14 protein-coding genes, 4 tRNA genes and 1 pseudogene are annotated in these 12,912 nt (G+C 58.4%); 16 read left to right on the top strand and 3 right to left on the bottom strand.

Annotation, left to right across the window (positions count from 1 at the left end):
* Positions 1-91 precede the first annotated feature (91 nt).
* The 15 genes from ACOYW2_RS03575 to ACOYW2_RS03505 all read left to right on the top strand — a co-directional run bounded on the left by ACOYW2_RS03575 (position 92) and on the right by ACOYW2_RS03505 (position 7,211).
* Positions 92-553, top strand: coding sequence for a PTS sugar transporter subunit IIA (locus tag ACOYW2_RS03575; RefSeq protein WP_180146744.1), 462 nt, complete (start codon positions 92-94; stop codon positions 551-553).
* Between the two features lie 167 nt (positions 554-720).
* Positions 721-1,596: an RNase adapter RapZ gene (rapZ, locus tag ACOYW2_RS03570; RefSeq protein WP_180146740.1), complete on the top strand. Its 876-nt coding sequence runs from the start codon at positions 721-723 to the stop codon at positions 1,594-1,596.
* Between the two features lie 172 nt (positions 1,597-1,768).
* A complete protein-coding gene (locus tag ACOYW2_RS03565) occupies positions 1,769-2,059 on the top strand; it encodes a PTS sugar transporter subunit IIA (RefSeq protein ID WP_482769416.1) in 291 nt (96 codons plus the stop codon).
* The gene (locus ACOYW2_RS03560) at positions 2,056-2,178 is read left to right on the top strand and encodes a hypothetical protein (protein ID WP_482769415.1); all 123 of its coding nucleotides are present in this window, start codon (positions 2,056-2,058) and stop codon (positions 2,176-2,178) included. The genes ACOYW2_RS03565 and ACOYW2_RS03560 overlap by 4 nt, the downstream gene beginning before the upstream one ends.
* Positions 2,179-2,428: 250 nt before the next feature.
* Positions 2,429-3,430, top strand: a complete 1,002-nt coding sequence (gene gap, locus ACOYW2_RS03555) for a type I glyceraldehyde-3-phosphate dehydrogenase (protein ID WP_180146734.1) — start codon at positions 2,429-2,431, stop codon at positions 3,428-3,430.
* Positions 3,431-3,486: 56 nt separating this feature from the next.
* Positions 3,487-4,062 carry a triose-phosphate isomerase family protein gene (locus tag ACOYW2_RS03550; protein WP_482769414.1) on the top strand — a complete coding sequence of 192 codons (576 nt, stop codon included), beginning with the start codon at positions 3,487-3,489 and terminating at the stop codon, positions 4,060-4,062.
* Positions 3,951-4,247, top strand: a complete 297-nt coding sequence (locus ACOYW2_RS03545; RefSeq protein WP_482421726.1) for a triose-phosphate isomerase — start codon at positions 3,951-3,953, stop codon at positions 4,245-4,247. Before ACOYW2_RS03550 ends, ACOYW2_RS03545 begins: the two co-directional genes overlap by 112 nt.
* 18 nt (positions 4,248-4,265) lie before the next feature.
* Positions 4,266-4,574, top strand: coding sequence for a preprotein translocase subunit SecG (secG, locus tag ACOYW2_RS03540; protein WP_180146729.1), 309 nt, complete (start codon positions 4,266-4,268; stop codon positions 4,572-4,574).
* A gap of 6 nt (positions 4,575-4,580) precedes the next feature.
* Positions 4,581-4,668: transfer RNA gene (locus ACOYW2_RS03535), tRNA-Leu, on the top strand.
* Between the two features lie 364 nt (positions 4,669-5,032).
* Positions 5,033-5,115 (top strand) — tRNA-Leu (locus tag ACOYW2_RS03530).
* 328 nt (positions 5,116-5,443) lie between these two features.
* Positions 5,444-5,528, top strand: a tRNA-Leu gene (locus tag ACOYW2_RS03525).
* A 418-nt stretch (positions 5,529-5,946) separates the two neighbouring features.
* A tRNA-Leu gene (locus ACOYW2_RS03520) sits at positions 5,947-6,031 on the top strand.
* Between the two features lie 138 nt (positions 6,032-6,169).
* Positions 6,170-6,379: a hypothetical protein gene (locus ACOYW2_RS03515; RefSeq protein WP_482421725.1), complete on the top strand. Its 210-nt coding sequence runs from the start codon at positions 6,170-6,172 to the stop codon at positions 6,377-6,379.
* A 105-nt stretch (positions 6,380-6,484) separates the two neighbouring features.
* Positions 6,485-6,631: a hypothetical protein gene (locus tag ACOYW2_RS03510; protein ID WP_482769413.1), complete on the top strand. Its 147-nt coding sequence runs from the start codon at positions 6,485-6,487 to the stop codon at positions 6,629-6,631.
* A gap of 184 nt (positions 6,632-6,815) precedes the next feature.
* Positions 6,816-7,211 (top strand): MBL fold metallo-hydrolase, encoded by a 396-nt coding sequence (locus tag ACOYW2_RS03505; RefSeq protein WP_482769412.1) that lies wholly within the window; start codon positions 6,816-6,818, stop codon positions 7,209-7,211.
* A gap of 548 nt (positions 7,212-7,759) precedes the next feature.
* Here the strand turns inward: ACOYW2_RS03505 and ACOYW2_RS03500 are convergent.
* The 3 genes and pseudogenes from ACOYW2_RS03500 to cbiB form a co-directional block, all read right to left on the bottom strand.
* Positions 7,760-9,253: pseudogene (locus tag ACOYW2_RS03500) on the bottom strand (leucyl aminopeptidase).
* 73 nt (positions 9,254-9,326) lie between these two features.
* Positions 9,327-10,265: a class II fructose-bisphosphatase gene (glpX, locus tag ACOYW2_RS03495; RefSeq protein ID WP_482415256.1), complete on the bottom strand. Its 939-nt coding sequence runs from the start codon at positions 10,263-10,265 to the stop codon at positions 9,327-9,329.
* Positions 10,266-10,447: 182 nt separating this feature from the next.
* The gene (gene cbiB / locus ACOYW2_RS03490) at positions 10,448-11,416 is read right to left on the bottom strand and encodes an adenosylcobinamide-phosphate synthase CbiB (protein ID WP_482769411.1); all 969 of its coding nucleotides are present in this window, start codon (positions 11,414-11,416) and stop codon (positions 10,448-10,450) included.
* A gap of 216 nt (positions 11,417-11,632) precedes the next feature.
* On the opposite strand from cbiB, the gene ACOYW2_RS03485 reads away from it, so the two are divergent.
* Positions 11,633-12,901: a mechanosensitive ion channel family protein gene (locus tag ACOYW2_RS03485; protein ID WP_482769410.1), complete on the top strand. Its 1,269-nt coding sequence runs from the start codon at positions 11,633-11,635 to the stop codon at positions 12,899-12,901.
* The last annotated feature ends 11 nt before the right edge of the window (positions 12,902-12,912 follow it).

The following is a 12,912-nucleotide window of genomic DNA, read 5'->3' as shown; positions in this document are numbered from 1 at the left end:
CCCACGCACGATCCTGCAAAGGACGGCCTGACACACGGCCTGGCAGACACACCGCCGGACAGGCCAACAGAGACTCTCTGGGTGAATCATTATGAAAATCCTTGATGTACTGCAGCTGGAAACGATCATCCCCGAACTCACGTCACGGGACAAAAAAGGAATCCTGGAAGAACTCGCGGCCCCCATTGCGGACCTCACTGGCCTCCACCACCCGGACCTGGTAAGGGTTCTCCTTGAACGGGAGCAACTCGGAAGCACCGGCATCGGAGACGGCATCGGCATTCCCCACGGAAAGATCGCCGGCCTGGACCGCATGGTGGTGGGATTCGGCATGAGCCGCCAGGGTGTGGACTTCGACTCCCTGGACGGGCGACCGGCCCATATCTTTTTTGTCCTCGTCACTCCCGAGCAGTCCACCGGTCAACATTTAAAGCTCCTGGCCAGGCTCTCCAAAATGCTCAAGAGCGATCTCTTTCGCAAAAAACTGATGACCGCCACATCACGGGACGAGATCCACGCCATTATCCGAAACGAGGACAACGAAAACGGATGACGGCCCGGGCTTTTCCCGGGCACCATCGGATGTCAGCCCTTGAGAGGCAAACTCCTTGACGATTTCAACGAACACCAGCACCCCGAACCGGTCCGTTCCCTAAAGGACACGCAACCTTCACGCGGCCTTGCCGGCGACGGCTCCGGGCAGCAAAGGGAGTTCTCCCCATGAACATCTTCAACATTTTCATCATCACAGGACAGGCAGGATCCGGTAAAAGCACGGCCCTGGCCGCGTTTGAGGATGCCGGATACTATTGCGTGGACAACCTCCCCGTCACCCTCCTGCCCAAGTTCATGGAAATCCCCATTGCCAAGGAGACCCACTACAGAGGCATTGCCTTTGGCATGGACCTTCGTGAGCGCACCTTTCTCAAGTCATACCGCGGCGTCTTCGATGAGCTGAAGCAGGCAGGCCACAACCTGAAGGTCATCTTCCTGGAGGCCGACGTGGCTACCCTGACACGGCGCTTCTCCCAGACGCGCCGCACCCACCCACTGGCCGTGGGGGACAAAGGGGTGATGGATGCCATCACCCAGGAACGGGAAGAGCTCACAAGCCTGCGCAACGAAGACGCCACCCGGATCATCAACACCTCCAGCCTGACGGTCCACGAGTTGAAAAAGGTTATTTCGGAGCTGGCCGCAGACTCCCACCACAAAACCCCGCTGAAGATCTCCGTGGTCTCCTTCGGGTTCAAGTACGGTGTCCCCCAGGATGCCGACCTCATGGTGGATGTGCGGTTCCTCGAAAACCCCTACTTCGTCCCGGAGCTCAAGCCCCACAGCGGCCTCTCCCCGGATGTGCGGGACTTTGTCCTCAACGGTGAGGGAACCCGGACCTTCCTGCTCAAATACACCGATCTTCTGGACTTTCTCATCCCCATGTACCAAAAGGAAGGGAAACACTACCTCACCCTGGGCGTGGGATGCACCGGGGGTCGGCACCGTAGCGTGGCCGTGTCCTCGGAAATCCACAACCACTTGAAGCGTCGTTATTCCGATATCCGCCTCCTGCACCGGGACATTGGCCGGGAGGAATAAACGCCGGCAGGTGTGTGCCCTGCCGCCAAAAAATGATACACTCGTTAGCGTTACAGACCGAACACGCCTCGCACCGAAGCCCATGCTGCGGCACCACACCGCGGGGGCATGCTCCATGCCGCCCGGACCGTGGCGAGGCCACCATACAAGATGCCCCACATGAGGTTTATATATGATTGGCATACTGGTCGTCACCCACGGCAATCTCGGTGAAATTCTCATCGAAACCGCCGAATTCATACAAAAAGAACCCCTTGAGCAGGTCAAACCCGTCTCCATCAACATCACCAAGAGTGTCGATGACCTGCACAACAAGGTGGCCAAGGCCATCAAGGAGGTCAACTCCGGAGACGGGGTTCTCATCCTCACCGATATGTTCGGCGGTACCCCCTCCAACCTCTCCCTCTCCTTTCTGGAGGAGGACCAGGTGGAGGTGATCTCCGGGGCGGCCGCCCGGTATTGATCTCTGCGGTGGGCCGCCAGAAAAAAGGAGCCCTCACCTCCACGGCCAAGCTCCTGGAAAACACGGGCAAACGCAGCATCTCCCTTGCCAGCAGCATCTTAAACGGCGCCAAGCGCTGATGCATTCCCTTTGACAGGGTAATAAACGATCGCCATCGGGGCGACCGAGATATAAGCAACCGGGGGCCGGGTCATCACAAAGATTCCGGCCCCTTACAACGTTTAAAGACCCGCCCGAACATTGCCTTTGGATGGGCTGCACCCGTTGCAGCCCCGGACATCGGACGCCTCTTTGCAAACGTCACCAACCATTTATCACCATCACATCTCCAACTGGTGCTGACACCCAACGTTGGACGGAGGAAGACCCATGAGCATCAAAATCGGTATCAACGGATTCGGACGTATCGGTCGTATGGTTTTCAGAGCAGCCCTCAACAACCCCGCAATCGACGTGGTTGCCATCAACGACCTCACCGACATCAAAACCATCGCCCACCTTCTGGCCTACGACTCCGTGCACGGGCGCTTTGACGGCGAGGTAAAAGCTGCGGACAACGGCATTGTCGTCAACGGCAAAACCATCCGCGTCACCGCCGAAAAAGACCCCGCCAACCTGCCCTGGAAAGAACTTGATGTGGCCATCGCCATGGAGTGCACCGGCATCTTCCGCGACCGCGAAGGCGCCTCCAAGCACCTTGCAGCCGGCGCCAAAAAAGTGATCATCTCCGCCCCGGCCAGCGACCCCGACGCCACCATCGTCATGGGCGTCAACGATGCCACCTACGATGCGGCCGCCCACCACATCGTCTCCAACGCCTCCTGCACCACCAACTGCCTGGCCCCCGTGGCCAAGGTGCTCCACGAGACCTTCGGCATCAAAGAGGGCCTCATGACCACCATCCACGCCTACACCGGTGACCAGCGCATCCTGGACGCCCCCCACAAGGACCTGAGGCGCGCCCGTGCCGCCGGTTGCTCCATGGTTCCCACCACCACCGGCGCTGCCAAGGCCGTGGCCCTGGTCCTGCCCGAGCTCAAAGGCAAGCTCAACGGCATGTCCATCCGCGTCCCCACCCCTAACGTCTCCCTGGTGGACCTGGTGGTCAACCTTGAAAAGCCCGCCACCAAAGAAGAGGTCAACGCAGCCCTTCAGAAAGCGGCTGACGGCGAGCTCAAAGGGGTCCTCGATTACTGCGATGCTCCCCTGGTCTCCATCGACTTCAACGGCTGCCCCGCCTCCTCCAGCGTGGATGCCCCCTCCACCGACGTCATCGACGGCATGGTGAAGGTCCTCTCCTGGTACGACAACGAGGCCGGCTACTCTCACCGCATGGTGGACCTGGCAGCCATGATCGCATCCAAACTGTAATCTTCTGCCTCGGACCGGCCTGTTTTCCGGGCCGGTCCCCCACATAAGGAGCCCCTATGGCAACCCGTACCCCTCTCATCGCCGGCAACTGGAAGCTTCACAAGGATTGCGCCGAATCCGTTACCTTTGCAACCGAGCTCAAAGACGCCCTGGGCGCCGACATCGACGTGGACGTGATGGTGGCCCCCACCTTCACCGCCCTCTACCCTGTTTGCCAGGCCCTTGGGAAAAGCCCCATCGCCGTGGCCGCCCAGGACATGTTCTGGGAAACCACAGGCGCCTGGACCGGAGAGATCTCCGCCGAGATGATCCGCTCCTGTGGCTGCACCCACGTCATCATCGGCCACTCCGAGCGCCGTCAGTTCTTCGGCGAGACCGACGAGACCGTCAATAACAAGCTCAAAGCCGCCCTCAAGGCTGGTCTGGTCCCCGTGGTCTGCATCGGCGAAACCGATGAGGAGCGCAAGCAGGGAAAAACCTTTGAGGTCCTTGACACCCCAGGGGTCATGGATTTAAGGGATTGTCCGCCGAGGAGCTGGCCCCTGTTGTCCTCGCCTACGAGCCCGTCTGGGCCATCGGCACCGGCAACACGGCAACCCCTGATATGGTTCAGGAAGTCCACGCCTTCCTGAGGAAAAGCGTTGCCGACAGCATCCAGAAAGAGCTTGCCAATGCCATGAGAATCCTATATGGTGGCAGCGTCAAATCGGGCAACATTGCTGAACTAATGGCCCTTGAAGATGTGGATGGTGCCCTCGTTGGAGGTGCCAGCCTTGACACCGAATCCTTCAGCGGGATTGTTCGATACAAACGATGATAAACGGATGGCTACACAATGCTTTTTGTTAAAATAGTTCATATTCTGGTCTGCGTCGGCCTGATTCTCATTGTCCTTCTCCAGACCGGAAAAGGCGCCGACATGGGCGCATCTTTCGGTGGTGGAAGCAGCCAGACTCTGTTTGGCCCTTCCGGCGGCGCCACGTTCCTGAGCAAGGCCACAACGGCCATCGCGATCATCTTCATGATCACCTCGCTCTTCCTGGCGTACGACTCAGGCACGAAAAAGACCGGCTCGGTGATCACCGCACCTCCGGCTGCCGAGCAGAGCGCGCCCGCAGCACCTGCGGATACAAAAAGCGAATAGTCGCACGATTTGCCGAAGTGGTGGAATTGGTAGACGCGCACGGTTGAGGGCCGTGTGGGGCAACCCGTGGGAGTTCAAGTCTCCCCTTGAATCACAGCACAAAAACCCCGTCTTGTGAACACAAGGCGGGGTTTTTTGTTGCCCAAAACAGATCCAGCTTTTCAGAAGGGGTAGAAAAGCACGCAGAAAGCCCGTAAATGCCCCTTTGCGTCCGTGCAATCCTTTGTTTATTCCAAGACACCAACCCCAATGAAGCACCATTACTTTGACCCCACCGCGCCCCCTTGGAAACTCCCCATCAAAATCCCGGGACCACCCCAGGGGAACATCACCTTGAAAACACACCCCAAACCACCCTCCTTCCCCACCCACGGTTTCCGACCCTCAAAAAAAGCCAAGAGCCCCGCAAAAAGGGCTTGATCAACCCGAAAACCGATGTTATAACGCTCTCACATTTTGCCGAAGTGGTGGAATTGGTAGACGCGCACGGTTGAGGGCCGTGGACAGAATTCGCTGTCTCCAAGTCTCCCCTTCGGCACCATTTGACTTCAACCCCCTTGCTGGAAACGGCAAGGGGGTTTTTGCGTTTCGCACCATGGAAAACAGCCCCCCCAAATAAGGACAACCAAGCCGTGTTTTTTAAAAGAAGTGAGTCCCTGCCCCTTCCGGCTCACCTTTTTATCATCCCGATGACGCGCTCGCGCACCCGCGTTCCCCGTTCAACCTCTGCCCAATAAAGCAAAGAACCCGCCGTACGGACTTATGAGCCCTGTCGGCACCTTAGCATGACCCGCTTTAAAAAAACGCCTTACCCCGTTGAAAAAGACTTGATCAACCCGAAAGCCGGTGTTATAACGCTCTCACATTTTGCCGAAGTGGTGGAATTGGTAGACGCGCACGGTTGAGGGCCGTGTGGGGCAACCCGTGGGAGTTCAAGTCTCCCCTTCGGCACCATTTAAAAGCAAGAGCCGTCGGATTTATTTCCGGCGGCTTTTTTGTTTTGGTTCAAAAGTCTCGCCACACGAACAGACCCCATCCTCCCCTTCCATAGAGCACAGGATACGGTTTTAAGAAACCATCATACTCCCGCTCCCCTATGATTGTTGGTCCATCTGGACATGGCGTGAATAGCACTCAAAAGCGCGAGCTATGGATGATAAACGGCGTGGGACACGAGGTAGGGTGCGCTTGCGCACCGCCGACGCATCTTAACGGCCAATCTCGGTCTTATCAAAGCCTTTGCCATAAATCGGCCATTCCCATTATCCACATCATCTGAAGATGTTACCCCTCCCCTCAAAAAAAGAGCGCCGAAACCCGGGAAAAAGGCTTGATCACCCCGAAAGGCGGTGCTATAACGCTCTCACATTTTGCCGAAGTGGTGGAATTGGTAGACGCGCACGGTTGAGGGCCGTGTGGGGCAACCCGTGGGAGTTCAAGTCTCCCCTTCGGCACCATTTAAAAGCAAGAGCCGTCGGATTCATATCCGGCGGCTTTTTTGTTTTGTTCAAACCCTATGGCTGTGGTAACAAATCATCCGAGACCCATAACCTTCAACCGGGGCACGTTTTGATTTGCCCCTGTGCGTGATTGCCATGACCACACCCCCTCGAATCAACTGCAGGGCCTGTATCCACTTCTTTATCACCTGGGACAACCGCCACCCCTACGGATGCCGTAAAATGGGCTTTAAAGGCCCTATGCTCCCGTCTGTCACCGTGCGGAAGAGCTGGGGTGGCGTCTTCCACTTCCAGGCCAAGGCCTCCAATAAACAAAAATCCTCCAAGACCGACATCATTGCCTGATCGCGCCATCGTTCAATGATGCCTTGACAGCATTCCGCGCCATACCTTAAAGTTAACTTTAACTACCACACCAACAAACGACCCGTTATCAAAGGAATGCTCCCCATGTTCACGATCCAGGTGGTGGACGGCTTCATTGAGACCCTTTATCTTGCCGTGTACGAAGAAAAGGTCCTGCTCATCGACTCCGGCTGCCGAAGCGACGTACCCCGCATCGAACAGGTCATGAAACGTCGCCTGTACTACCTATGAGCTAACTAACTTCTGCCGTGGCCTCCCACACCCACCCCGACCACGCAGGGGCGCACACACCCTCCGCAGCCGCCACAGCGTTCCTGTTGCCGCCCCCGAAGAGATCAACCGCTGGTATGCGGGATTTTCCGGGGCTCTCCAGCACACAAATTATCTTCCTGGGTGACGCCTGTGGGCACGGGCCATGAAATATCCCTTTGAGTGGATCTGGTACAAAAAACGCCTCACCTTCGATCACCCCCTCAAAGACGGGGACCGCCTCCCCGGCTTTGAAGACTGGCAGGTCATCGCCACCCCGGGCCACACCGCCCACGACGTGGTACTCTACCACCCCCACAGCAAAACCCTCTACGCCGCCGACGTTATCCTGAAAGTGGGCAACAGCTTTCGCCCTCCCTTCCCCGTCTCCATGAGACCCGAAATGCACCAGAGTATTGAAAAACTCCGGGACCTGGAGGTGGTAATCAACCTCTTGCATGGCCTCGTACTGCGGCCACCGAAACCGACGATTTTTCGACAATTCTCGATATCATGCAAAAAGAGATCGACAAAGGCGTGCCCCCGGGCCTCAAACGCCTAAAAGCTCGCTTCTCCCTAAGTGATGAAACAGTACAACAAAAAAAAGGAATAACCGTGCCTCCGGCGGCAAGGTGAGCCACCTTGAAAGCGGAATGCCGCAGCGCTTTCCCCCTCGTTCCTCGGGTTAAAGCACTGCGGCATTCTTGGTTAACGTGTACACGTCTTGTCCAGAGCCACGCTCAGAATTATCGGTGTGGAAAACCAAGCAATGGGTGGCGAACGGCACAGGCTCTGGTGGTATCGGACATGGAGGCAGAGCCTCCGAGAAAGCGTTCCCAGGCGGAGCCTGGGAACGAAAGGCCCCTGATACGGTCTCGATATCCAGAATGGGCAAAGCCGTCAGGGAATGTGAGGAGCCTGAAGAATTTGCCTGCGCCCGTATCTATGTGTCCCCATTTAACCAACGGCATCGGACTACGCCACGACACGCTATGGCGATAGTACATTCCCGAACCTGGAGGCATCTTTTGGGGTTACAGACAAAAAAGGCCGAACACCCATACGGGCATTCGGCCTTTTTGTTGTTTAGCTTTTAAAAAGAAAAAATTATCAGAGGGTCAGGGAACTCTCCTCGCCGAACAGCAGGTCGCAGAGGAGGCGAACCCCGAAGCCTGTGCCGCCGGGGCGGACGTAGGGGGAGTCCTTCTGGGTAAAGGCGGGCCCGGCGATGTCGATGTGGGCCCAGCGGGTCTTGCCAACGAACTCCGAAAGGAAGAGAGCCGCGGTGGAGGACCCGCCCCAGCGATGGCCTGCAATGTTGGCGATATCGGCCACATCGCTCTTAAGATGGGCTTTGTAATCCTCGGGCATGGGAAGGGGCCAGCAACGCTCGTGAACACGCTCAGAAGAGCGCATCAGGGCCTTGGAGAGCCTCTCATCAGCGGTAAACACACCGGCGATGTCCTGGCCAAGGGCAACCATACAGGCACCGGTGAGGGTTGCCAGGTCGATCATGAGGTCGGGCTTGTAGGTCTTGGTGGCCCAGGCCATGGCATCGGCCAAGATCAGCCGTCCTTCGGCGTCGGTGTTGCCAACCTCAATGGTCTTGCCGGAGAAGCTTTTCAGAACGTCACCCACGCGCAGGGCCCTGCCTGAGGGCATATTCTCCACCAGGGGCATGACGCCCGATCACGCGCACATCAGCCGGCCCTTGCCGCGTTTGTAGAGGGTTCCGGCAACGGCTGCCGCCCCTGCCATGTCGCTCTTCATGCCCTTGAGGCCGTCGGCGGGCTTAAGGTTGAGACCACCGGAGTCGTAGGTGACGCCCTTACCCACGAGGACAACCGTCTTGGTGGCGCCTTCGGGGTGGTAATCGGCCACCACCATGCGGGCCGGGCTGTCACTGCCCATGGCAACCCCGAGCATGGCCCCGAACTTCATCTGGGCCAGCTCCTTGTGGTCCTTGATCTCTACGGAGACTCCCACCTCTTCCATGGCCTTTTCCACCATGGCCCCAAACTTTTCAGGTACCTTGTCCATGGGGGGCGTGGAGACCCAGTCCCGGGCCAGGAGAGCCCCGGACACCACGGTCACGGCCTTTTCAGCCACAGGGCGCAGGCGGTTCACCTCGTTGCGGGCGATGAGCACCTCAATGGCCGACAAAGCCTTGACCTTGCGCTCTTTTTTCCCCCGGTAGCGATGGAAAAAGTGGTTGGCCAGAAGCGCCCCCTCGATGATGGCTGTCACCTGGCGCTCTCGATCGATCTTGAGGGTTTCGATGTCCGGCATCACGATGGCCACCTTGGGCTGGCCCAGGTCCAGGGCGCGTCTGACACCGTTGGCAGCCATGCGGCGCAGGTCGTCTTCCGTCACCTGCTTGGCCTTTCCCAGCCCCAGGAAAATGAGGCGCTCGGCCTTGATGCCCCCGGTGGAGTAACGCACCAGGGCGTCATCCTCCTTGCCTTCGAACTCAGGCAGGGTAAGGGCATCGTCCACCAGGGCCGCCAGCCGGGCCTCGGCGGTAATGGATTTTTTTTCGCACACCGGGACCACAATGTTGGTAAATCGCCGCCGGGACAAATCGGCACTTTTCAATATGATCATAGAGTTCTCCAATCAAAGGTGCGTTTATACAGAAAGAGCGGGAGGAGCATCACTCCGGTCATTTGCGTGCGGATTACACCATGTTTGTGTGGACGGAACGGACCATGCAGAGGTGGCCGGAGCCGCCGTCAAGGACCATGGAGTGGGTCACAATGCCCGAGGCGTCGTTTTCCACACCGGCCAGGAAGGTGCCGCCGGAGATTCCGGTTGCCACAAAGCAGGCCTTCTCGCTGTCCACGAGGTCGGTGGTGGTGAGGAGCTTATCGATGTCGGTGCCGTACTTGATAACGTTGTCCCGCTCTTCCTCGGTTTTGGGATCCAGGCGGCCAAAGATCGCCCCGCCCAGGGCCACCACCGCGCAGGCGGAAATCACGCCTTCGGGGGTGCCGCCGGTGCCCATCATCATGTCCACGCCGGAGTCCGGGGTCACGGCCATGAGGGATCCGGCCACGTCACCGTCGGTATGAAGCTGAACCCTGGCCCCCTTGGCACGGATGCGCTGAATCAGTTCCACGTGACGGGGCTTGTCCAGGACGAAAATCACCAGGTCCCGAACGTCCTTGCCCAGGGCCTTAGCCGTGTTGTCCAGGTTGTCCTCCACAGGGGCGTCGATGTCCACCACCTGGGCGGCCTCCTTGGGCACCACGAGCTTTTTCATGTAAAAACTGGGGCCGGGATCGTACATGGAGCCGCGGGGTGCCGCACCAAGGACGGCGATGGCGTTGGGACGCCCCAGGGCCATGAGGTTGGTGCCCTCCACAGGGTCCACGGCGATGTCCACAGCAAGGCCGCGACCGTTGCCTACCTCTTCACCGGTGTAGAGCATGGGGGCTTCGTCCTTCTCCCCCTCGCCAATGACCACGCGGCCTGCGAGGTTGATGTTTGAAAACGCCTGGCGCATGGCGGCCACCGCCGCGCCGTCTCCGGCCTTCTTGCGTCCGGTGCCAACCCATTTGGCCGCTTCAATGGCTGCAGCCTCCGTTACCTTCATCAAATCAAATGCGATATTCATGCGTTAAATCTCTTGGCTTCACTTCCGGTGCGATACTCCCCGCGCACCCCGGGATAATCCGGACTCCGGACCGTATTGTGGTCATCGCAGAACGCAGTCGCCGGACGCAGGCCCTGCCCGCATCCGTCCGCATCCTACATGGTTGAATCAAAAAGGATAATCTATACCACACCCACCCGTGATCAAGCCACCATATTCATCAAATGTGCGAGGGTCATGGCCCCGAAAAGGGACACCGCTGCCGACCAGACCATCAGACGGCAGGCGCTTTCCACGGTGGCGGGCACGTAGGGGTTCTCTTTGTACTCTTCGCAGATGTAGGCCTTGTCCACCACCTTGCCGAAATAGACGGAAGGTCCACCCATGGTCACCTCCAGGGCTTCGGCAAAGGAGGCTTCCGGGTACCCGGCGTTGGGGCTCAAATGGTTGCGACCGTCCCTGAAGGCAGCGCGCAGAATCTCTTTCCAGCGCCGGGCAATGCCGTAGTTGGCCGCGGCCACGCAAAAGACGGAGAGCCGGGCCGGGATAAAGTTGACCACATCATCCAGCCGGGCCGAGGCCTTGCCGAAGGCGATGTATTTCTCATTTCGGTACCCCACCATGGAATCCAGGGTGTTGACCATCTTGTAGGTCATGGCCAGGGGTGCCCCGCCCAGGGCCGCAAAAAAGAGAGGGGAGATCACCCCGTCCACCAGGTTCTCGGCCACGGTCTCCACCGCCGCTTTCAGCACGCCCCGCTCATCGAGCTGCGAGGTGTCCCGCCCCACGATCATTCCCACCTTGGCGCGGGCCGCTTCGAGCCCGCCCATGCGCAGAGCGTCAGACACGGCCAGGGCCGCTTTTTTCAGGGACCGCGTGGAGATGGCAAACCAGATCATCAGGATCTCCACCACCCGGGCAAGGTCCGCGTGCACATAGGACGCAACGGCCATCACCGCCGTGGCAACGGCCCACACAACAGCCACCATGCAGACGGTAAACAACCCGCCGGAGACCACCGTGGGGACCTTCAGGCGCCTGAAAAAGGCCTCGGATTTGCTGATGAGGTTCCCCATCCAGCAGATGGGGTGTGGGATAAACGCGGGATCCCCCACAAGGAGATCCAAAAGAAAGGCTGCAGGCAGGATGTACCACTCGGAGATGGGAAACATGAATCGTCCTTTTTGATGTTGCTGTCCTTAAATGAAACAGGAAACGGCCATTGGCCGCCCCCCCTCACTGAATTAGTGAAAGCCCTCTGTAATGTCAAGAAAGGAGAGAAGATACCTCCTCGATTTCGGTCTTGAAGTCGACGAAAAAAAAGGCGATGATATATCTTTTTTATTTTGTAACAACACTGACCCCCCGCAATTTGGGAGCATACACGTATGGAACACTTAAAAGCCTTTGGTGACCTGGTCCTCGATGTCTGGCAAAACGGTCTTTTCGGCATCGATATCGGCCGTATTCTCGTGGCAACACTCATCTTTCTGGCCTTCCTCCTTTTCCGAAAAACCATCTCCAAGGCCATCTTGAGACGATTAAAACGGCTGACGGCCAAGACCAGCTCCGAGCTGGACGACAAGATCCTCACGGCCCTGGAGCCCCCCCTGAACCTGCTGCCCGTGGTCCTTGGCCTCTTTTTCGCCAGGCAATACCTGGGCTTTGAAGGCGCTGCCGCCATTCTCCTGGACAAGCTCATCCGCTCCCTGGTGGCCTTCACCATCTTCTGGAGCGTCTTCAACATCATCCTGCCCATCTCGCACCTGTTCAAAAAGCTGGAGTCCATCTTCGATCGGTCCCTTCTGGACTGGTTCTTCAACGCCACACGGGCTGCCCTGGCCCTCATCGGGGGTGCCACCATCCTGGAGATCTGGGGCATTCGGGTCGGTCCCATCATCGCCGGTCTCGGACTCTTCGGTGTGGCCGTGGCCCTGGGGGCCCAGGACCTCTTCAAGAACCTCATCTCAGGGATCCTCATCCTTGCCGAGCGCCGCTTCAAAATCGGAGACTGGATACAGGTCAACGGCGTGGTGGAGGGCACCGTGGAACAGATCGGCTTCCGGTCCACCCGAATCCGCAGATTCGACAAGGCCCCGGTCTTTGTCCCCAACACCCTGCTCTCGGACAACACCGTCACCAACTTCACCTCCATGACCTTCCGCCGCATCTCCTGGCTCGTGGGCCTGGAGTACCGCACCACGGTAAGCCAGCTCAAGGCCATCCGGCAGCGCATCGAGGCCTGGATCACCGAGCACGAAGGCTTTGTCAACCCGCCGTCGGCGCCCCTGTTCGTGCGCATCGACAACTTCTCGGACTCGTCCATCGATTTAAAAATCTATTGTTTTACCCGCACAACGGTCTGGGGAGAGTGGCTGGAGCGAAAAGAGGAACTCATCTGCGCCATCAAAGAGATCGTGGAAGAGGAAGGATCCGGGTTTGCCTTCCCCAGCCAGTCCCTCTACGTGGAGACCATGCCGTGGGAAGAACGCCCCGCTGTGGCCCAGGGCAATCGCCCCGGCAGTACTACGTCGGCAGAGCGCGGGCAGCGATTGATAGTTCGCACGTGTTCTGGTGCACAGAGTGCACCCTACGGGCTGAGGGCTTATCCATGGGTTAAGAAAACCCGCACGGTGTTTCGATGCGGGCAGATCTAAGTGCACCGCCC

This window comes from Desulfoluna sp. CLI2B, assembly GCF_056847375.1.
The sequence above is the reverse complement of the archived record's forward strand: the minus strand, read 5'-3'. Positions and strand labels throughout refer to the sequence as shown.

Coding starts and splice junctions, on each gene's coding strand:
- ACOYW2_RS03575 (WP_180146744.1), top strand. CDS start 92: ATGAAAATCCTTGATGTACTGCAGCTGGAAACGATCATCCCCGAACTC.
- rapZ (WP_180146740.1), top strand. CDS start 721: ATGAACATCTTCAACATTTTCATCATCACAGGACAGGCAGGATCCGGT.
- ACOYW2_RS03565 (WP_482769416.1), top strand. CDS start 1,769: ATGATTGGCATACTGGTCGTCACCCACGGCAATCTCGGTGAAATTCTC.
- gap (WP_180146734.1), top strand. CDS start 2,429: ATGAGCATCAAAATCGGTATCAACGGATTCGGACGTATCGGTCGTATG.
- ACOYW2_RS03550 (WP_482769414.1), top strand. CDS start 3,487: ATGGCAACCCGTACCCCTCTCATCGCCGGCAACTGGAAGCTTCACAAG.
- secG (WP_180146729.1), top strand. CDS start 4,266: ATGCTTTTTGTTAAAATAGTTCATATTCTGGTCTGCGTCGGCCTGATT.
- ACOYW2_RS03515 (WP_482421725.1), top strand. CDS start 6,170: ATGACCACACCCCCTCGAATCAACTGCAGGGCCTGTATCCACTTCTTT.
- ACOYW2_RS03510 (WP_482769413.1), top strand. CDS start 6,485: ATGTTCACGATCCAGGTGGTGGACGGCTTCATTGAGACCCTTTATCTT.
- ACOYW2_RS03505 (WP_482769412.1), top strand. CDS start 6,816: ATGAAATATCCCTTTGAGTGGATCTGGTACAAAAAACGCCTCACCTTC.
- glpX (WP_482415256.1), bottom strand. CDS start 10,265: ATGAATATCGCATTTGATTTGATGAAGGTAACGGAGGCTGCAGCCATT.
- cbiB (WP_482769411.1), bottom strand. CDS start 11,416: ATGTTTCCCATCTCCGAGTGGTACATCCTGCCTGCAGCCTTTCTTTTG.
- ACOYW2_RS03485 (WP_482769410.1), top strand. CDS start 11,633: ATGGAACACTTAAAAGCCTTTGGTGACCTGGTCCTCGATGTCTGGCAA.